This is a genomic window from Cellulophaga sp. RHA19, from assembly GCF_002813425.1.
Taxonomy (GTDB): Bacteria; Bacteroidota; Bacteroidia; order Flavobacteriales; family Flavobacteriaceae; genus Cellulophaga.
The window spans coordinates 3860020-3877250 of the sequence record NZ_PHUL01000001.1 but is presented as its reverse complement, the minus strand read 5'-3'; the positions used below and the strand labels follow the sequence as shown (position 1 = coordinate 3877250).

General features: G+C 35.2%; 26 protein-coding genes. 25 read left to right on the top strand and 1 reads right to left on the bottom strand.

Translation table 11 applies throughout. The features are described from left to right. Window positions 1-8: 8 nt before the first annotated feature. Window positions 9-3239, bottom strand: a complete 3231-nt coding sequence (locus AX016_RS16920; RefSeq protein ID WP_100896731.1) for a SusC/RagA family TonB-linked outer membrane protein — start codon at window positions 3237-3239, stop codon at window positions 9-11. A gap of 305 nt (window positions 3240-3544) precedes the next feature. Between AX016_RS16920 and rpsL the strand changes: the two genes are divergently transcribed. The 25 genes from rpsL (at window position 3545) to secY (ending at window position 17228) form a co-directional block, all read left to right on the top strand. Then, complete coding sequence (rpsL, locus tag AX016_RS16915; RefSeq protein ID WP_013621708.1) at window positions 3545-3919, top strand: 30S ribosomal protein S12; 375 nt, start codon at window positions 3545-3547, stop codon at window positions 3917-3919. Window positions 3920-3945: 26 nt separating this feature from the next. Then, on the top strand, window positions 3946-4422 hold the full coding sequence (gene rpsG, locus AX016_RS16910; RefSeq protein ID WP_072303198.1) for a 30S ribosomal protein S7: 477 nt from the start codon (window positions 3946-3948) through the stop codon (window positions 4420-4422). 2 nt (window positions 4423-4424) lie between these two features. After that, the gene (gene fusA, locus AX016_RS16905; RefSeq protein ID WP_100896730.1) at window positions 4425-6557 is read left to right on the top strand and encodes an elongation factor G; all 2133 of its coding nucleotides are present in this window, start codon (window positions 4425-4427) and stop codon (window positions 6555-6557) included. Between the two features lie 10 nt (window positions 6558-6567). Beyond that, window positions 6568-6873: a 30S ribosomal protein S10 gene (gene rpsJ, locus AX016_RS16900; RefSeq protein ID WP_013621711.1), complete on the top strand. Its 306-nt coding sequence runs from the start codon at window positions 6568-6570 to the stop codon at window positions 6871-6873. A gap of 160 nt (window positions 6874-7033) precedes the next feature. Then, entirely contained in the window at window positions 7034-7651 is a 618-nt protein-coding gene (rplC, locus tag AX016_RS16895) for a 50S ribosomal protein L3 (RefSeq protein WP_100896729.1), read from the top strand. Then, window positions 7651-8280, top strand: coding sequence for a 50S ribosomal protein L4 (rplD, locus tag AX016_RS16890; protein ID WP_100896728.1), 630 nt, complete (start codon window positions 7651-7653; stop codon window positions 8278-8280). The genes rplC and rplD overlap by 1 nt, the downstream gene beginning before the upstream one ends. Before the next feature lie 7 nt (window positions 8281-8287). Further along, window positions 8288-8578 (top strand): 50S ribosomal protein L23, encoded by a 291-nt coding sequence (gene rplW, locus AX016_RS16885; RefSeq protein WP_100896727.1) that lies wholly within the window; start codon window positions 8288-8290, stop codon window positions 8576-8578. Window positions 8579-8587: 9 nt separating this feature from the next. Beyond that, window positions 8588-9412 carry a 50S ribosomal protein L2 gene (gene rplB, locus AX016_RS16880; protein WP_100896726.1) on the top strand — a complete coding sequence of 275 codons (825 nt, stop codon included), beginning with the start codon at window positions 8588-8590 and terminating at the stop codon, window positions 9410-9412. Window positions 9413-9424: 12 nt separating this feature from the next. Beyond that, a complete protein-coding gene (gene rpsS / locus AX016_RS16875; protein WP_072303192.1) occupies window positions 9425-9703 on the top strand; it encodes a 30S ribosomal protein S19 in 279 nt (92 codons plus the stop codon). Window positions 9704-9706: 3 nt separating this feature from the next. After that, the gene (gene rplV, locus AX016_RS16870; RefSeq protein WP_013621717.1) at window positions 9707-10114 is read left to right on the top strand and encodes a 50S ribosomal protein L22; all 408 of its coding nucleotides are present in this window, start codon (window positions 9707-9709) and stop codon (window positions 10112-10114) included. A 9-nt stretch (window positions 10115-10123) separates the two neighbouring features. Then, window positions 10124-10840: a 30S ribosomal protein S3 gene (gene rpsC, locus AX016_RS16865; RefSeq protein ID WP_013621718.1), complete on the top strand. Its 717-nt coding sequence runs from the start codon at window positions 10124-10126 to the stop codon at window positions 10838-10840. Window positions 10841-10860: 20 nt separating this feature from the next. After that, window positions 10861-11280: a 50S ribosomal protein L16 gene (rplP, locus tag AX016_RS16860; RefSeq protein WP_013621719.1), complete on the top strand. Its 420-nt coding sequence runs from the start codon at window positions 10861-10863 to the stop codon at window positions 11278-11280. Between the two features lie 18 nt (window positions 11281-11298). Further along, window positions 11299-11490: a 50S ribosomal protein L29 gene (rpmC, locus tag AX016_RS16855; protein WP_100896725.1), complete on the top strand. Its 192-nt coding sequence runs from the start codon at window positions 11299-11301 to the stop codon at window positions 11488-11490. A 13-nt stretch (window positions 11491-11503) separates the two neighbouring features. Continuing rightward, window positions 11504-11761: a 30S ribosomal protein S17 gene (gene rpsQ / locus AX016_RS16850; RefSeq protein ID WP_072303188.1), complete on the top strand. Its 258-nt coding sequence runs from the start codon at window positions 11504-11506 to the stop codon at window positions 11759-11761. Between the two features lies 1 nt (window position 11762). Next, window positions 11763-12131 (top strand): 50S ribosomal protein L14, encoded by a 369-nt coding sequence (gene rplN, locus AX016_RS16845; RefSeq protein WP_034642780.1) that lies wholly within the window; start codon window positions 11763-11765, stop codon window positions 12129-12131. An 11-nt stretch (window positions 12132-12142) separates the two neighbouring features. After that, window positions 12143-12457: a 50S ribosomal protein L24 gene (gene rplX / locus AX016_RS16840; protein WP_198519455.1), complete on the top strand. Its 315-nt coding sequence runs from the start codon at window positions 12143-12145 to the stop codon at window positions 12455-12457. Window positions 12458-12459: 2 nt separating this feature from the next. Next, window positions 12460-13011 carry a 50S ribosomal protein L5 gene (gene rplE / locus AX016_RS16835; protein WP_100896723.1) on the top strand — a complete coding sequence of 184 codons (552 nt, stop codon included), beginning with the start codon at window positions 12460-12462 and terminating at the stop codon, window positions 13009-13011. Between the two features lies 1 nt (window position 13012). After that, on the top strand, window positions 13013-13282 hold the full coding sequence (gene rpsN / locus AX016_RS16830) for a 30S ribosomal protein S14 (RefSeq protein WP_013621725.1): 270 nt from the start codon (window positions 13013-13015) through the stop codon (window positions 13280-13282). 72 nt (window positions 13283-13354) lie between these two features. After that, window positions 13355-13753, top strand: coding sequence for a 30S ribosomal protein S8 (rpsH, locus tag AX016_RS16825; RefSeq protein ID WP_100896722.1), 399 nt, complete (start codon window positions 13355-13357; stop codon window positions 13751-13753). Window positions 13754-13772: 19 nt separating this feature from the next. Then, the gene (gene rplF / locus AX016_RS16820) at window positions 13773-14315 is read left to right on the top strand and encodes a 50S ribosomal protein L6 (RefSeq protein ID WP_100896721.1); all 543 of its coding nucleotides are present in this window, start codon (window positions 13773-13775) and stop codon (window positions 14313-14315) included. Between the two features lie 11 nt (window positions 14316-14326). Then, on the top strand, window positions 14327-14680 hold the full coding sequence (gene rplR / locus AX016_RS16815) for a 50S ribosomal protein L18 (protein WP_100896720.1): 354 nt from the start codon (window positions 14327-14329) through the stop codon (window positions 14678-14680). Window positions 14681-14686: 6 nt separating this feature from the next. Then, window positions 14687-15211: a 30S ribosomal protein S5 gene (rpsE, locus tag AX016_RS16810; RefSeq protein ID WP_100896719.1), complete on the top strand. Its 525-nt coding sequence runs from the start codon at window positions 14687-14689 to the stop codon at window positions 15209-15211. Window positions 15212-15221: 10 nt separating this feature from the next. After that, a complete protein-coding gene (gene rpmD / locus AX016_RS16805; RefSeq protein WP_013621730.1) occupies window positions 15222-15401 on the top strand; it encodes a 50S ribosomal protein L30 in 180 nt (59 codons plus the stop codon). Window positions 15402-15417: 16 nt separating this feature from the next. Then, the gene (rplO, locus tag AX016_RS16800; RefSeq protein WP_100896718.1) at window positions 15418-15870 is read left to right on the top strand and encodes a 50S ribosomal protein L15; all 453 of its coding nucleotides are present in this window, start codon (window positions 15418-15420) and stop codon (window positions 15868-15870) included. A gap of 14 nt (window positions 15871-15884) precedes the next feature. After that, on the top strand, window positions 15885-17228 hold the full coding sequence (gene secY / locus AX016_RS16795) for a preprotein translocase subunit SecY (RefSeq protein WP_100896717.1): 1344 nt from the start codon (window positions 15885-15887) through the stop codon (window positions 17226-17228). Window positions 17229-17231 lie beyond the last annotated feature (3 nt).

Here is a 17231-nt window from a genome sequence, read left to right as displayed (position 1 = left end):
TTTAAAATTTAAAATTTAGCGGATAAATTAACACCAAATGATCTAGTTGGAGGTACTTGAGCGTTCTCTAATCCCTGTACATTTCCAGATCCTGTAATAACTTGTGGGTCAATGTATGGTACATCTGCAGATATGATAGCTAAGTTTCTACCAAAAACACTAAGATTAACACTTGTAAAAGGTAGATCTTTTAATATTTTAGCAGGTAAAGAGTAACTTAATCTAAGATCTCTAAATTTAACAAAGCTTGCATCATAAACATTTGGAGCAGCTCTGTTCCAGTAAGTTTGATAGTATGTTTGAGGGTCAATTCTAGTTGTATTCTCTGCACCTGTTGATGTAACACCTGGTAAGATCATACCATTTGCTCTAGTGTCACTTTCTCCATTAAAAGCAACTGTTTCTGGTGACATACCTGAGTATTTAGCCCATTGTAAAGAAGAAGAGTGAATAATTCCTCCTTCTTGGAAATCTATTAAACCTGATAGTGTAAAGTTTTTATAAGTAAAAGACGTACTTATGCCACCAACCCAATCAGCAATTGCAGAGCCTAAATAAACTCTGTCATCTGTAAATAGGTAAGCCCCATCATCACCAACAACTTTACTTCCGTTATCATCGTAGATGTAATCCTGACCATAAAGAGCCATATAAGGTTTACCTTCTTGTATTCTTAAATCGGCAGCCCAAGTTCCACCCATATTAATACTTTCTACTAATGTTTCTCCGTTTTCATCTTTTAATAACTCAACAACTTCGTTTTTTTGTTGAGTAAGGTTTAAGCCAATATCCCATCTAAAGTTTTCTGTTTGTATTGGAGTACCGCTAATTTGAAACTCAAAACCAGAGTTTTTCATGCTACCAGCATTCAGTAATTTAGATGTGTATCCAGTAGAAGAAGATGTAGGTACGTTAAATATTTGATCTTCTGTTAGTCTGTCATAGTAAGATGCGTCAATGCTTAGTCTGCTATTAAATAACTTAACTAAAATACCAAATTCAGTTTCAGTTGTTAACTCATTAACTAAATCAGGATTTTGTTGTGAGTTAGGAACAGTGTACATTGGGAAACTTCCAAAATTAGGTGTTAGTGGAGAGTAAACATCTGATAATCTATATGCAGCAGCATCATTACCAGCTTGCGCAATACTAGCTCTTAGTTTAACAAAGTTTACAACATTACTTCCTTTAATAAAGTCTAATTCAGATAAAGCGAAACTTATAGATGCAGCAGGATAAAAATAGCTGTTGTTTTTCTTTGGTAGTGTAGAAGACCAGTCATTTCTTGCAGATAAATCTAAGAATAACATGTCTTTAAATCCGAAAGAAGTAGATCCAAATATACTGTTAATTCCTTTGTTGGCTTCAAATGTATCTGTATTTACTGCAGCAATTGAGTTGCTAACGTTAAAAAAACGATCTACAACTAAGCCTCCAGACGTAGCAGCAGTAATTCTTTTTGTAAACTGTCTCATTCTGTTTGCTCCCAATATACCGCTAAAAGTAAAGTCTTCAGAGAAATCTTTTTGGTAGTTTAATCTTACTTCAAAATTTGTTTCTTGAAATTTTCTCTCTGTTTCTAAATATTTAGATGGATCTACAGATCTTAATGGAATTCCTTCTATTAAGCTAAATTGAGAAATATCTGTACCAAATTGAGAAGATAAGCTTAAATTCTCATTAATTGCATAGCTGAAATTTGCATTCCCAAAAACCCTGTTTCTAGTATCTTCCTGCATAAAGTTATCTCTAACCCAAGATGGATTATCAAAATAATTTGGAGTAGGGTCAAATGAGGTAAGGTTTCCAGAGGCATCTGTCACTATACCTTTTGGGTTCCAAGTGTATTGGTTGCCTTCAGTAGTATTTTGTTGATTTTGTAATCTTTTAACATCTAATTGAGTTTGCCACCATTGAGTAAAACCTTGTAATGGGTTACCATTACTGTATCCAGTAATGTTTCTGTTTTGTGCATCTGTTTTAATGTAACTCATTGTTAGTCCTGCCTTCAATTTATCAGTTAAATTATAGGTGGTATTAATGTTTACAGTATTTCTTTGTAATGCACCATTAGGTGTGGTACCTGTTTGGTCAACGTTAGAATAACCTAGTCTAAAAGAACCTTTGTCGTTAGCCCCGCTTAAAGAAACACTGTTCATAAGTGTAATTCCAGAGTTAAAAAATGATTCATATGTGTTATCTGGAGCAACCCAAGGTCTAGTTTCTTTGTAATTGCTTGCTCCTGGATCCCATGAATCCCAGTGTCTTACATTTACATTTGAATCAAATTTTGGACCCCAAGAGCCATCTTTTCCATAGTTAGGTGCTAAATATGCTACACCGTCTTGAGTAAATTCATTAAAACCACTAGCTGTAGGGTAAGATGATCCGCCACCGTACATTCTTTGATGAGGAATTAAGTTTCTAACTTCGTCAATTGTAATACTACTATCAAAAGTTACACCAAGACCTTTTTTTTCAGATCCATTTTTAGTTGTAATTAAAATTACACCATTAGCACCTCTAGATCCGTATATAGCTGTTGCAGCAGCACCTTTTAATACAGACATAGTTTTAATACTTGAAGGATCAATATCTGAGGCAGAGTTACCATAATCGTAATTACCTCCACCAAAACCTCTCTCTTGTCCAGAGTTAGAGTAGCTTTGGTTACTTACAGGTACACCGTCAATTACAAATAGAGGTTGGTTGTTTCCTAAGAAAGAATTTGAGCCTCTAATAGTTATTCTTGAAGATCCACCAAGTGTAGATGAACTACCTTGTATTTGTACACCAGCCACTTTACCTTGTAATGAGTTTACAAGATTAACCTCTTTGGCGTTGTCAATACTTTCTCCAGTTACTTTTTGAACTGCATAACCGATAGCTTTTTCTTTTTTACTTATTCCAAGCCCAGTAACAATTACTTCTTGTAGAGCTTCTGCATCCTCTTTCATTTGTACGTTAATAACATTTTGGTTACTAACTGTTTTGGATGTAGGAGTTTGTCCTAGATAGGTAAAAACAAGTACTTGGCCACTTGATGCTGAAATAGAATATTTGCCATCAAAGTCTGTTTGAGTTCCAGTAGTTGTTCCTTGTACAAGGATGTTTACGCCTGGTAATGGTATACCATCTTGGTCGGTAACTGTACCAGAAACCGTTTTTTGTTGTGCAAATGTTAAGTGCACAATAAACGCTAAGAGTAGCGTTAGGATTCCTTTTTGTTTTGTTTTCATTTTTTTTGAAATTTGAATTAGTCGATCCCAAAAATCAAAAAATAATGTTAATTAAAAAAATAATAAAGGTATTATTTTAAGTAATGTTTGAAAATATATAGATTAACAATCGTTATCTATTGGTTAATTATTGACTTTTTTAAGTGAATGTTTAAGTGGTTTTAGTTTGGTTATTTTTAGATTCTAATTTGTTTAATTGTTGAAAAAAGAAAAATAAGTGTCTAACTATTTGAATTTTAATAAATAATTACTACATTTGCCGCCCTTAAAAGAAGGGAAAAAATTTATATACATATAAATATAGTATGCCAACAATTTCACAATTAGTACGAAAAGGAAGGGTCTCAATTACTAAGAAGAGTAAATCGGCTGCTTTGGATTCGTGTCCTCAAAGAAGAGGGGTTTGTACACGTGTTTACACAACTACTCCAAAGAAACCAAACTCTGCAATGCGTAAAGTTGCAAGGGTTAGGTTGACAAATGGAAAAGAAGTAAATGCTTACATCCCAGGAGAGGGTCACAATTTACAAGAGCACTCGATAGTATTAGTAAGAGGCGGAAGAGTAAAAGATTTACCAGGTGTTAGGTACCACATCGTTAGAGGTGCTTTAGATACGGCAGGTGTTGCTGGGAGAACTCAGCGTAGATCTAAGTATGGAGCAAAACGCCCTAAGAAGTAATTAACTAACACTTACAAAGAGAAGAGATGAGAAAAAAACAGGCAAAAAAAAGGCCTCTTTTACCGGATCCAAAATTTAATGATCAATTAGTGACGCGTTTCGTTAATATGATGATGTGGGATGGTAAAAAATCTGTAGCCTTTAAGGTTTTCTATGATGCAATTGCTATTGTAGAGGAGAAGAACACTGATGAAGAGAAGTCAGCTTTAGAGTTGTGGAAGGAAGCGTTATCTAATGTTATGCCTCACGTAGAAGTACGTAGTCGTAGAGTGGGTGGAGCTACATTTCAGATTCCGATGCAGATTAGACCAGATCGTAAAATTTCTACTGCTATGAAGTGGTTGATTAGTTATTCTCGTAAGAGAAATGAAAAGTCAATGGCTCAGAAGTTAGCGGCGGAGGTTTTAGCTGCGGCTAAAGAAGAAGGTGCGGCGGTTAAGAAAAGAGTTGATACTCACAAGATGGCTGAAGCAAATAAAGCATTCTCACATTTTAGATTCTAGATATGGGTAGAGATTTAAGATATACAAGAAATATTGGTATTGCTGCGCACATTGATGCAGGTAAGACAACAACGACTGAACGTATTTTATTTTATACGGGTGTTAGTCATAAAATAGGTGAAGTGCATGATGGTGCTGCAACTATGGACTGGATGGAGCAAGAGCAGGAAAGAGGTATTACAATTACTTCTGCTGCAACTACTTGTACTTGGCAGTTTCCTATGGAAAACGGTCAGCCTACAGAAGGTGCAAAAGGATATCATTTTAATATTATAGATACTCCGGGTCACGTAGATTTTACTGTAGAAGTAAATAGATCTTTACGTGTTCTTGATGGTTTGGTTTTCTTATTTAGTGCTGTTGATGGTGTTGAGCCTCAATCAGAAACTAACTGGAGATTGGCTGATAACTATAAGGTTCCTCGTATTGGTTTTGTTAATAAAATGGACCGTCAGGGATCAAACTTTTTAATGGTTTGTAAGCAGGTTAAAACAATGTTGGGTTCTAATGCGGTTCCAATCGTATTGCCAATAGGTGATGAGGCTGATTTTAAAGGTATTGTTGATTTAGCAAAGAATAGAGCTATTGTGTGGCATGATGAGGGCTTTGGGGCTACTTTTGATGTAGTTGAGATTCCTGAGGAAATGAAGGCTGAAGTACACGAGTATAGAGCTGCTTTAATTGAAGCTGTTGCTGAGTACGATGAAAACCTAATGGAGAAGTTCTTTGAGGATGAGGATTCTATTACTGAAGATGAAGTACATGCTGCTTTAAGGGCTGCTGTTATGGATAGAGCTATTATTCCAATGATTTGTGGTTCTTCGTTTAAGAATAAAGGTGTTCAGTTTTTATTAGATGCTGTTTGTAGGTATTTGCCTTCTCCTGTGGATAAGGATGATATTGTAGGAACAAATCCTGATACAGGTGAAGAGGAGACTCGTAAGCCAGATGTTAAGGAGCCGTTTTCTGCATTAGCATTCAAGATTGCTACAGATCCTTTTGTTGGTCGTTTGGCTTTCTTTAGAACATATTCAGGTCGTTTAGATGCTGGTTCTTATATATTGAATAATAGATCTGGTAAAAAAGAGCGTATATCTCGTATTTACCAAATGCATTCTAATAAGCAAAATGCTATTGATTATATCGAAGCAGGAGATATTGGAGCGGCAGTAGGTTTTAAAGATATTAAGACTGGTGATACTATGTCTGATGAAAAGCATCCTATTGTTTTAGAAAGTATGGACTTTCCTGATCCAGTAATTGGTATTGCGGTTGAGCCAAAAACTAAAGCAGATGTTGATAAGTTAGGTATGGCTTTGGCTAAATTAGCTGAAGAAGATCCAACTTTTCAGGTGAAAACAGATGAGGCTTCAGGACAGACTATTATTTCTGGAATGGGTGAGCTTCACTTGGATATCATTGTGGATCGTTTAAGAAGGGAGTTTAAAGTTGAAGTGAACGAAGGTGAGCCTCAAGTTGAATATAAAGAAGCATTAACAAAAACTGCATCTCACAGAGAGACTTATAAGAAGCAATCTGGTGGTCGTGGTAAATTTGGTGACATCGTATTTGAAATGGGTCCTGCGGATTCAGATTTCGAAGGTGAAGGTCTTCAGTTTGTTGATGAGATTAAAGGTGGGCGTATTCCTAAAGAGTTTATACCTGCTGTACAGAAAGGATTTGATGTCGCTATGAGAAATGGTCCTTTAGCTGGTTATGAAATGGATACAATGAAAGTTGTATTAAAAGATGGATCTTTCCACCCTGTAGATTCTGATGCTTTATCTTTTGAATTAGCTGCAAAAATGGGTTATAAGGCTGCGGGTAAAGCTGCTGGAGCTGTTATAATGGAGCCTATAATGAAAATGGAGGTGTTAACTCCAGAAGAAAATATGGGTGATATAGTTGGTGATCTTAACAGAAGAAGAGGTGTTATCAGTAGTATGGATGACAGAGCTGGTGCTAAGGTTGTTAAAGGTGAAGTTCCTTTATCGGAAATGTTTGGATATGTAACATCGTTAAGAACATTATCTTCTGGTAGAGCAACGTCTACAATGGAATTTTCTCATTATGCAGAAACTCCATCTAACATATCTGAAGAAGTAATTAAGGCAGCAAAAGGAGCAACCGCTTAAATTTAGTAAAATGAGTCAAAAAATTAGAATAAAATTAAAATCTTACGATCACAATTTAGTAGATAAATCTGCTGAGAAAATTGTTAAGACTGTTAAGACTACTGGAGCGGTTATAACTGGACCAATTCCGTTACCAACTCACAAGAAGATATTTACAGTATTGCGTTCACCGCACGTAAATAAAAAATCTAGAGAGCAGTTTCAGTTAAGTTCTTATAAAAGATTATTAGATATTTATAGTTCTTCTTCAAAAACTATTGACGCTCTAATGAAGTTAGAGTTGCCAAGTGGTGTAGAAGTAGAGATTAAAGTTTAAGTATCTATGTCTGCCTCTGATGGGGGTAGATGACATGTCCTAAGCGTTTCGCGAAGGAAAGACGGAAAAAATAAATTCAGGGTTGAGTTATTTTTGACCCTGTTTTTTTGTCAAAAAGTTAAGTAATAAATAAGTAATTAATAATTAATAATTAATAAATATGTCTGGGTTAATTGGAAGAAAGATTGGCATGACCAGCATCTTTGATGAAAATGGAAAGAATATTCCATGTACAGTAATCGAAGCTGGGCCATGTGTTGTTACCCAAGTCAGAACTGAGGAGGTTGATGGGTATAGTGCTCTTCAACTAGGTTTCGATGACAAGGCAGAAAAGCGTGCTAATAAGGCTCAATCGGGTCATTTTAAAAAGGCAGGTACTTCTCCTAAAAAGAAAGTCGTTGAATTTCAAGGTTTTGATGGTGAATTTAAGCTTGGTGACTCTATAAGTGTTGATCAGTTTAAAGAAGGTGAATTTGTTGATGTAGTTGGTACGTCAAAAGGTAAAGGTTTTCAAGGTGTTGTTAAAAGACATGGCTTTGGAGGTGTTGGTCAGGCTACGCATGGTCAGCATAATAGATTAAGAGCTCCGGGTTCTATTGGTGCAGCTTCTTATCCTGCAAGAGTTTTTAAGGGTATGAAGATGGCAGGTAGAATGGGTGGTGAAAGAGTCACTGTTCAAAACCTTAGAGTTTATAAAGTAGTTCCAGAAAAAAATCTTTTAGTAGTAAAAGGTTGTGTTCCTGGTCATAAAAACGCTTACGTAACTATTCAGAAGTAATGAAAGTAGCAGTTTTAGATAGTAAAGGAAAAGATACGGGTAGAAAGGTAGACCTTACTGACTCGGTATTCGCAATAGAGCCTAATAACCATGCTGTATATTTAGATGTAAAGCAGTATTTGGCGCATCAGAGGCAAGGAAACCATAAATCAAAGGAAAGAGCTGAGATTGCTGGTAGTACAAGAAAAATAAAGAAACAAAAGGGAACAGGTACTGCTCGTGCGGGTAGTATTAAATCTCCGGTTTTTAGAGGTGGTGGTCGTATTTTTGGCCCGCGTCCTAAAGATTATAAGCAGAAATTAAATAAGAACGTTAAGCGTTTGGCAAGAAAATCTGCTTTTAGTATTAAGCAAAATGAGAAAGCAATTTTAGTAGTTGAAGACTTTAATTTTGATGCTCCAAAAACTAAAGAATTTAAAGAAGTTCTTAAGTCATTGGGTATTGAAAATAAAAAATCTTTAATTGTGTTGGGTGATTCAAATAATAATGTATATTTGTCATCGCGCAATTTAAAGCGTTCCGAAGTTGTAATTAACTCAGAATTAAGCACTTACAAAATACTTAATGCTTCTAGTGTAGTGTTATTTGAGGGTGCATTAGAGGGAATTGTATCGAACTTAAACAAATAAAAAAGCAATGAGTATAATAGTTAAGCCAATAATTACGGAAAAAATGACCGCTGATAGCGAGTTGTATAATCGTTATGGTTTCGTTGTGGATTTAAAAGCCAATAAAATTCAAATTAAGGATGCTGTAGAGCAGGCTTATGGGGTTTCGGTAAAAAATGTTCGAACAATGATTTACGGACCAAAACGTAAAACACGTCACACTAAGACAGGTGTGCAGCACGGAAAAACTAATAGTTATAAAAAAGCTATTATTGACGTGGTAGAAGGGGATATAATTGATTTTTATAATAATCTATAAAGACAAAACATGTCAGTTAGAAAATTAAAACCAATCACTCCAGGACAGCGATTTAGAGTAGTAAACGGATTTGACGCGATTACTACTGATAAGCCGGAGAAAAGCTTGCTTGCTCCGTTAAAAAAGTCTGGAGGTAGAAACAGTCAGGGTAAAATGACAATGCGCCAAAAAGGTGGAGGTCATAAAAGAAGGTATCGTGTAATAGATTTTAAGCGTGATAAGCAGGGTGTTGTTGCGACTATTGAGTCTATTCAGTACGATCCTAACAGAACAGCATTTATTGCATTGGCGGAGTATGCTGATGGTGAAAAGAGATATATTGTTGCTCAAAATGGTTTGGAGGTAGGTCAGAAGATTTCTTCTGGTGAAACAGCTTCTCCGGAAGTTGGTAATGCTTTACCGTTAAGTGCAATTCCTTTGGGAACAATTATTTCTTGTATAGAACTACGTCCTGGACAAGGAGCTGTAATGGCTAGAAGTGCAGGTACTTTTGCTCAATTAATGGCAAAGGATGGAAAATTTGTAACTGTTAAGTTGCCATCTGGTGAGACTAGGTTAGTTTTAGCAGGTTGTATGGCTACTATAGGTGCAGTATCAAATTCTGATCACCAATTACTAGTATCTGGTAAAGCAGGTAGAAGTAGATGGTTGGGTAGAAGACCAAGAACAAGACCGGTAGCAATGAACCCTGTGGATCACCCAATGGGTGGTGGTGAAGGTAGAGCTTCAGGTGGTCATCCAAGATCAAGAAATGGTATACCTGCTAAAGGATTTAGAACTCGTTCTAAAACTAAGGATACAAATAGATATATATTAGAACGTAGAAAGAAATAAAATTAGAAAAAAATGGCACGTTCACTAAAGAAAGGACCTTACGTTCATTATAGTTTAGATAAGAAAGTTCAGCAAAATGTTGAGTCGGGTAAAAAAGCAGTTATTAAGACTTGGTCTAGAGCTTCTATGATTACTCCTGATTTTGTTGGTCAAACTATAGCAGTACACAACGGTAGACAATTTGTTCCTGTTTATGTAACAGAGAATATGGTAGGGCATAAATTAGGAGAATTTTCACCAACTAGATCTTTTAGAGGTCATGCGGGTGCGAAGAACAAAGGAAAAAAGTAAGCTATGGGAGTTCGTAAAAAACAGATGGCCGAAAGAATTAAGGCTGAAAAGAAGAAGATTGCTTTTGCGAAGTTGAACAATTGTCCAACTTCACCAAGAAAAATGCGTCTTGTTGCAGATTTAATTAGAGGTGTACAGGTAGAGAAGGCTTTGGCTATATTAAAGTTTAGTCAAAAAGAAGCTTCAAGAAGAGTAGAGAAGTTGTTGCTTTCTGCTATTGCTAACTGGCAGTCTAAAAATGAAGATGCAGATATTGAAGAGGCAGATCTTATTGTTAAGGAAATAAGAGTTGATAGTGGTGCAATGTTAAAAAGGTTGAGACCGGCGCCACAAGGAAGAGCACATAGAATTAGAAAACGTTCTAACCACGTAACATTGGTTTTAGAATCTAACAATAAAACTCAAAGCTAAGACATTACTATGGGACAAAAAACAAATCCAATCGGGAATCGTCTAGGTATCATAAGAGGTTGGGAATCTAACTGGTATGGTGGAAATGATTACGGAGACAAATTAGCAGAGGATGATAAAATACGTAAGTATGTTCATGCTCGTTTAGCAAAAGCTAGTGTTTCTAGAGTTATTATAGAGCGTACTTTAAAGCTTGTAACTGTAACTATTACTACTGCTAGACCTGGTATTATTATCGGTAAAGGTGGTCAGGAAGTTGATAAGTTAAAAGAAGAGCTTAAGAAAATTACAAGTAAGGAAGTTCAGATTAATATATTTGAAATTAAGAGGCCAGAAGTAGATGCTAATCTTGTAGCTGCTAGTGTTGCTCGTCAAATTGAAAATAGAATTTCTTATAGAAGAGCTATTAAGATGGCAATTGCTGCTGCAATGAGAATGAATGCAGAAGGTATAAAAATTCAAATCTCTGGAAGATTGAACGGTGCTGAAATGGCTCGTTCTGAAGCTTACAAAGATGGTAGAATTCCGTTATCTACTTTTAGAGCAGATATAGACTATGCATTAAATGAAGCTCATACTACTTATGGAAGATTAGGTATTAAGGTGTGGATTATGAAAGGCGAAGTTTATGGTAAAAGAGAGCTTTCTCCATTAGTTGGTATGTCTAAAGGGCAAGGCAAAGGTGGAAGAAACGAAGGGCCTAAGAAACAACGTCGTAGAAAGTAATTATTTAAAGAGATAGAGAAATGTTACAACCAAAAAGAACCAAATTTCGTAAAGCGCAGAAAGGCCGTATGAAAGGACTTTCGCAAAGAGGGCACCAGCTTTCTAACGGTATGTTCGGTATAAAATCTTTAGATTCTAAGTTTATTACTTCACGTCAGATAGAGGCGGCTCGTATTGCTGCTACTAGATATATGAAGAGAGAAGGACAGTTATGGATAAAAATATTTCCAGACAAGCCTATTACTAAAAAGCCATTAGAAGTACGTATGGGTAAAGGTAAAGGTGCGCCAGAATATTTTGTTGCTGTTGTGAAACCAGGTAGAATTATGTTTGAGATAGCGGGTGTTCCTATGGACATAGCTAAAGAGGCTTTACGTCTTGCGGCTCAAAAATTACCGGTAAAGACTAAATTTATTGTTGCTAGAGATTATTCAGCTTAATTTATAATTTAAGGAATCATGAAACAATCAGAAGTAAAAGAATTATCAGTTGAAGATTTAAAAAATAAATTAGCTGAGTTTAAAAAGCAGTATGGGGATTTAAAATTAGCCCACTCTGTTACGCCTTTGGAGAATCCACTTCAAATCAGAAAGACGAGAAGAACGGTGGCTAGACTAGCAACTGAATTAACTAAAAGGGATAACCAATAATTGGTTCTGCTTTATGGAAAAAAGAAATTTAAGAAAAGAGAGAATAGGAGTTGTAACTAGCAACAAAATGGAGAAATCAATTGTGGTTTCAGAAGTTAAGCGTGTTAAGCACCCTATGTACGGTAAGTTCGTGTTAAAAACAAAGAAATATGTTGCGCACGACGAAACAAACGATTGCAATATTGGTGATACAGTAAAAATAATGGAGACACGTCCATTGAGTAGAACTAAGTGTTGGAGATTGGTGGAAATTTTAGAAAGAGCTAAATAATATGTTACAGCAAGAATCTAGACTAAAAGTGGCAGACAATACAGGGGCAAAAGAAGTTTTGACTATACGTGTATTGGGCGGTACCAAAAGAAGATATGCATCAGTTGGAGATAAAATAGTAGTGTCTGTTAAAGATGCTACTCCAAACGGAGGTATTAAAAAAGGTGCTGTTTCTACTGCAGTAGTTGTAAGAACTAAAAAAGAAGTAAGAAGACAAGATGGATCTTACATTCGTTTTGATGATAATGCGTGTGTATTATTAAACCCAACGGGTGAAATGAGAGGTACACGTGTTTTTGGACCTGTTGCAAGAGAGCTTCGTGATAAGCAATTCATGAAGATTGTTTCATTAGCCCCTGAGGTACTTTAATATTCAGAAAAATGATGAAGTTAAAAATTAAAACAGGAGATACAGTAAGAATTATTGCCGGAGACCATAAAGGTACAGAGGGTAAAGTTGTTAGTGTTGACCGTGAAAAGAATAAGGCAATTGTTGAAGGTGCTAATATGGTATCTAAACATGAGAAGCCTAGCGCAAACAATCCTCAAGGAGGAATCGTTAAAAAGGAAGCTCCATTACACATTTCAAATTTATCTTTAATTGATCCAAAATCTGGAGAAGTAACAAAGGTAGGTTATGAAGTAAGAGATGGTAAGAAAGTGAGATTTTCTAAAAAATCTAATGAAGTAATTTAATTATGACTTACACTCCAAGATTAAAACAAGAATATAAAGAACGTATTGTTTCTGCTCTTACAGAGGAGTTTGAATATAAGAACGTTATGCAGGTGCCAAAACTTACTAAAATAGTTTTAAGTAGAGGTGTTGGTGCTGCAGTTGCAGATAAGAAGCTTATTGACCATGCAATGGATGAGTTAACACTTATAACAGGTCAGAAAGCAGTTTCTACAATGTCTAAAAAGGATGTTGCTTCTTTTAAATTACGTAAGGGTATGCCAATTGGTGCTAAAGTTACGTTAAGAGGTGAAAGAATGTATGAGTTTTTAGATAGGTTAATTACAAGTGCTTTGCCGCGTGTTAGAGATTTTCAAGGTATTAAAGCTACAGGTTTTGATGGTCGTGGAAACTATAACTTAGGTGTTACTGAGCAAATAATATTCCCAGAAATTAACATTGATAAGATTAATAGAATCAATGGTATGGATATTACTTTTGTAACTACAGCTGAAACTGATAAAGAAGCTAAATCATTATTAACTCAACTAGGATTACCTTTTAAAAAGAATTAGTATGGCTAAAGAATCAATGAAGGCCCGCGAAAGAAAAAGAGCCGCAACAGTTGCAAAATATGCTGAAAAAAGGAAAGCTTTAAAAGAAGCTGGAGATTATGAAGCTTTACAAAAATTACCAAAAAATGCTTCACCTGTTCGTATGCATAACAGATGTAAGTTAACTGGAAGACCAAAGGGTTATATGAGAACTTTTGGAATTTCTAGGGTAACATTTAGAGAAATGGCTAACAATGGTTTAATCCCTGGGGTTAAAAAAGCAAGTTGGTAAAAATAAACAATCAATATAAATTGGTTTCAGGTTTAGCTAAAAGTTAAAAACCGTCACCGCAAATTATTTTAAATGGTAACAGATCCTATAGCAGATTATTTAACAAGAGTTAGAAATGCCAGTCGTGCAGGTCACAGAGTGGTAGAGATTCCTGCTTCAAATCTAAAAACAGAGATAACTAAAATATTGTTCGATCAAGGATATATTTTAAGTTATAAAGTCATTGAAGACGCAGTACAAGGTTCAATCAAAATTGCTTTGAAATACAATAAAGCAACTAAAGAGCCTGTAATAAAAAAAATACAACGAGTAAGTAAGCCAGGTTTACGTAAGTATGCTGGTTCTTCAGACTTGCCAAGAGTACTTAACGGTTTAGGTATCGCTATAGTTTCTACTTCTCATGGAGTTATGACTAGCAAGCAAGCTAAGTTAGAAAAAGTTGGTGGTGAAGTTTTATGCTACGTTTATTAATCTATAAAGAATAAGAATAATGTCTAGAATAGGTAATAATCCAGTAACAATTCCTGAGGGTGTAACCGTAGAGGTTAACGATAATGTAGTTACAATGAAAGGTAAATTGGGTGAATTAACTCAAGAGTTTTCAGGAGTTTCGGTAGAAATAGAAGAAGGGTCAATCATTGTAAAGAGAAATTCTGAGCATAAACAAGATAAAGCAAAGCACGGTTTGTATAGAGCTTTATTTTTTAATATGATAGAAGGAGTTTCTAAAGGTTGGACTAAAGAATTAGAATTGGTTGGTGTTGGTTATAGAGCTAGCAACCAAGGACAAAAATTAGATTTGGCTGTAGGTTTTTCACATAACATAGTTTTGGATATAGCTCCAGAGGTAAAAGTGGAAACAGTTTCTGAGAAAGGAAAGAATCCAATTGTAAAATTAACATCTTTTGACAAGCAATTAGTTGGTCAAGTAGCGGCTAAAATTAGAGCTTTTCGTAAGCCAGAGCCTTACAAAGGAAAAGGTATTAAGTTTGTTGGAGAAGTATTAAGAAGAAAAGCAGGTAAATCAGCTTAATAATTAGCAATATGGGATTATCAAAGACTGAAAGAAGATACAGAATTAAAAGAAGGATTAGAAAAGTTTCATTTGGAACTGCAACTAAACCAAGATTAGCTGTATTTAGAAGTAACAAAGAGATTTATGCTCAAATTATTGATGATAATGCAGGAACTACATTAGTTTCAGCGTCTTCAAGAGATAACGGGCTAGATGCAAAAGGAACTAAAATAGAAATAGCTAACCAAGTAGGTAAAGCTATCGCTGAAAAGGCTTTAAAGGCTGGTATAGAAACTATTGCTTTTGATAGAGGTGGTAACTTATACCACGGAAGAATTAAATCATTAGCAGAAGGTGCTAGAGAAGGCGGACTTAAATTCTAATATATTATGTACCAAAGATATAAAAACGTAGAAACAGTTAAACCAGGTGGATTAGATCTAAAAGATCGTTTGGTTGGTGTACAAAGAGTTACTAAGGTAACAAAAGGTGGTAGAGCTTTTGGTTTTTCTGCTATAGTAGTTGTAGGAGATGAAAACGGTGTTGTTGGACACGGTTTAGGTAAATCTAAAGATGTAGCTACTGCTATTGCAAAAGCTGTTGAAGACGCAAAAAAGAATTTAATTAGAATCCCTCTAATCAAAGGAACTATACCTCACGAACAAAAAGGTAAATTTGGTGGTGCTCGTGTATATATCCAACCTGCATCTCACGGTACAGGTGTAATTGCTGGTGGAGCTGTAAGAGCTGTATTGGAAGCAGTTGGTGTACATGATGTATTATCAAAGTCACAAGGATCTTCTAACCCTCATAACGTAGTTAAAGCAACTTTTGATGCTTTATTACAAATTAGGGATGCAAAAACAATTGCAGATCAAAGAGGAGTATCTTTAGAAAAAGTATTTAAAGGATAAATAGGATACAATGGGAAAGATTAAAGTAAAGCAAGTTAAGAGTAATATTAAACAGACTCAAAGACAAAAAAGAACCTTAGAGGCTCTTGGGCTTAGAAAAATTGGTCAAGTTGTTGAGCATGAGGCTACGCCAAATATCCTTGGTATGGTAAATAAAGTTGAACATTTAGTTTCTACTGAAGAAGCTTAATTATAAATTTATCAAGATGAATTTAAGTAATTTAACACCTGCAGAAGGTGCTGTCAATAAGGCAGGTAAAATCGTAGGTAGAGGACAAGGTTCTGGTAAAGGTGGTACTGCTACTAGAGGGCACAAAGGTGCTAAATCTAGATCTGGTTACTCTAAGAAAATTGGTTTTGAAGGTGGACAAATGCCGTTGCAAAGACGTGTACCTAAGTTTGGTTTTACAAATATCAATAGAAAAGATTACCAAGGAATTAATTTAGAGAAACTACAAGAGTTAGTTGATAAAGGAGCTATAAAAGATGTAGTTACTTTTGAAACTCTTTTAGAGAATAGATTAGTAAGAAAAAATGATTTGGTTAAGATTTTAGGTGGTGGTGAATTAAAAGCTACTCTTAAAATTTCTGCTCACAAATTTACTGCGTCTGCAAAGCAAGCTATTGAGGCTGCTGGAGGAGAAGCAATAAGTCTTTAATCACTAAACAGAAGATGAAGAAATTTTTTGATACCATATCCAATATTTGGAAAATAGAAGAGTTAAGAAACAGAATAATTATTACGCTTACTTTACTATTAGTATACCGTTTTGGTGCTCAAATTGCACTACCAGGGATTGATTCTCAGGAATTGGGTAATTTACAAACAGGTACAGAACAAGGTATATTTGGTTTATTAAATGCATTTACAGGTGGGGCTTTTGCCAAGGCATCTGTTTTTGCATTGGGTATTATGCCTTATATTTCTGCATCTATTGTAGTGCAATTAATGGGTATTGCTATCCCTTACCTTCAAAAATTACAAAAAGAAGGTGAGAGTGGTAGAAAAACAATTAACCAAATTACAAGATGGTTGACTATTGCAATATGTATTGTACAGGCTCCTGCTTATCTTTTAGGTTTAGGTGCATTTGGAGTTCCAGATAGTGCTTTTGTATTAGGTAAAGGGCTAGATTTTATGATTCCAGCTGTAATTATATTAGTTACAGGTACTGTGTTTGCAATGTGGTTAGGAGAAAAAATAACAGATAAGGGTATTGGTAATGGTATTTCATTATTAATCATGATTGGTATTATTGCTACTATGCCTCAAGCATTTATTCAGGAAGTAGCTTCTAGAACAGGTGACAATGTTGGTGGACCAATGTTCATCCTTGTTGAAGTTATTTTATGGTTCTTAGTTATTTTGGCATCTGTACTAATAGTATTAGCTACACGTCAAATACCTGTTCAGTATGCAAGAAGAACCGCATCTGGTGGTTATGAGAAAAACATTACTGGATCTAGACAGTATATTCCTCTTAAGTTAAATGCATCTGGTGTTATGCCAATAATATTTGCACAAGCTTTAATGTTTTTGCCAGGTATGATTGGTAAGTATTTTAATACTTCTGCAGTAGGTTCATGGTTTGAGGTTAATTTTCAAGATCCCTTTGGATTAGCATATAATTTATTATTTGCTTTTCTAATTATAATATTCACATATTTTTATACTGCTATTACTGTACCAACAAATAAAATGGCAGATGACTTAAAAAGAAGTGGTGGATTTGTACCAGGAACAAGGCCTGGGAAAGAAACTGCAGATTTTTTAGATAAAATTATGTCATTAATTACGTTACCCGGATCTATTTTCTTAGCTTTGCTGGCTGTTTTACCAGCTATTGTTGTTCAGCTATTGGGAATTACAGGGAATTGGGCAATGTTTTATGGTGGAACATCACTACTAATTATGGTGGGTGTAGCAATTGATACGGTTCAACAAGTGAATTCATATTTGTTAAATAGACATTATGATGGCTTAATGAAAAGTGGTAAAAATAGAAAAGTAGCATAAGTT

What these genes read in the sequence shown, in the direction of transcription:
- rplE (WP_100896723.1), top strand. Translation starts at nt 12,460, where the DNA reads ATGACTTACACTCCAAGATTAAAACAAGAATATAAAGAACGTATTGTT.
- AX016_RS16920 (WP_100896731.1), bottom strand. Translation starts at nt 3,239, where the DNA reads ATGAAAACAAAACAAAAAGGAATCCTAACGCTACTCTTAGCGTTTATT.
- rplC (WP_100896729.1), top strand. Translation starts at nt 7,034, where the DNA reads ATGTCTGGGTTAATTGGAAGAAAGATTGGCATGACCAGCATCTTTGAT.
- rpsQ (WP_072303188.1), top strand. Translation starts at nt 11,504, where the DNA reads ATGGAAAAAAGAAATTTAAGAAAAGAGAGAATAGGAGTTGTAACTAGC.
- rplP (WP_013621719.1), top strand. Translation starts at nt 10,861, where the DNA reads ATGTTACAACCAAAAAGAACCAAATTTCGTAAAGCGCAGAAAGGCCGT.
- rpsE (WP_100896719.1), top strand. Translation starts at nt 14,687, where the DNA reads ATGTACCAAAGATATAAAAACGTAGAAACAGTTAAACCAGGTGGATTA.
- rpmC (WP_100896725.1), top strand. Translation starts at nt 11,299, where the DNA reads ATGAAACAATCAGAAGTAAAAGAATTATCAGTTGAAGATTTAAAAAAT.
- rplN (WP_034642780.1), top strand. Translation starts at nt 11,763, where the DNA reads ATGTTACAGCAAGAATCTAGACTAAAAGTGGCAGACAATACAGGGGCA.
- rplB (WP_100896726.1), top strand. Translation starts at nt 8,588, where the DNA reads ATGTCAGTTAGAAAATTAAAACCAATCACTCCAGGACAGCGATTTAGA.
- rplV (WP_013621717.1), top strand. Translation starts at nt 9,707, where the DNA reads ATGGGAGTTCGTAAAAAACAGATGGCCGAAAGAATTAAGGCTGAAAAG.
- rpsJ (WP_013621711.1), top strand. Translation starts at nt 6,568, where the DNA reads ATGAGTCAAAAAATTAGAATAAAATTAAAATCTTACGATCACAATTTA.
- rplW (WP_100896727.1), top strand. Translation starts at nt 8,288, where the DNA reads ATGAGTATAATAGTTAAGCCAATAATTACGGAAAAAATGACCGCTGAT.
- fusA (WP_100896730.1), top strand. Translation starts at nt 4,425, where the DNA reads ATGGGTAGAGATTTAAGATATACAAGAAATATTGGTATTGCTGCGCAC.
- rpmD (WP_013621730.1), top strand. Translation starts at nt 15,222, where the DNA reads ATGGGAAAGATTAAAGTAAAGCAAGTTAAGAGTAATATTAAACAGACT.
- rplR (WP_100896720.1), top strand. Translation starts at nt 14,327, where the DNA reads ATGGGATTATCAAAGACTGAAAGAAGATACAGAATTAAAAGAAGGATT.
- rpsC (WP_013621718.1), top strand. Translation starts at nt 10,124, where the DNA reads ATGGGACAAAAAACAAATCCAATCGGGAATCGTCTAGGTATCATAAGA.
- rpsS (WP_072303192.1), top strand. Translation starts at nt 9,425, where the DNA reads ATGGCACGTTCACTAAAGAAAGGACCTTACGTTCATTATAGTTTAGAT.
- rplX (WP_198519455.1), top strand. Translation starts at nt 12,143, where the DNA reads ATGATGAAGTTAAAAATTAAAACAGGAGATACAGTAAGAATTATTGCC.
- rplF (WP_100896721.1), top strand. Translation starts at nt 13,773, where the DNA reads ATGTCTAGAATAGGTAATAATCCAGTAACAATTCCTGAGGGTGTAACC.
- rpsL (WP_013621708.1), top strand. Translation starts at nt 3,545, where the DNA reads ATGCCAACAATTTCACAATTAGTACGAAAAGGAAGGGTCTCAATTACT.
- rplD (WP_100896728.1), top strand. Translation starts at nt 7,651, where the DNA reads ATGAAAGTAGCAGTTTTAGATAGTAAAGGAAAAGATACGGGTAGAAAG.
- rpsG (WP_072303198.1), top strand. Translation starts at nt 3,946, where the DNA reads ATGAGAAAAAAACAGGCAAAAAAAAGGCCTCTTTTACCGGATCCAAAA.
- secY (WP_100896717.1), top strand. Translation starts at nt 15,885, where the DNA reads ATGAAGAAATTTTTTGATACCATATCCAATATTTGGAAAATAGAAGAG.
- rplO (WP_100896718.1), top strand. Translation starts at nt 15,418, where the DNA reads ATGAATTTAAGTAATTTAACACCTGCAGAAGGTGCTGTCAATAAGGCA.
- rpsH (WP_100896722.1), top strand. Translation starts at nt 13,355, where the DNA reads ATGGTAACAGATCCTATAGCAGATTATTTAACAAGAGTTAGAAATGCC.
- rpsN (WP_013621725.1), top strand. Translation starts at nt 13,013, where the DNA reads ATGGCTAAAGAATCAATGAAGGCCCGCGAAAGAAAAAGAGCCGCAACA.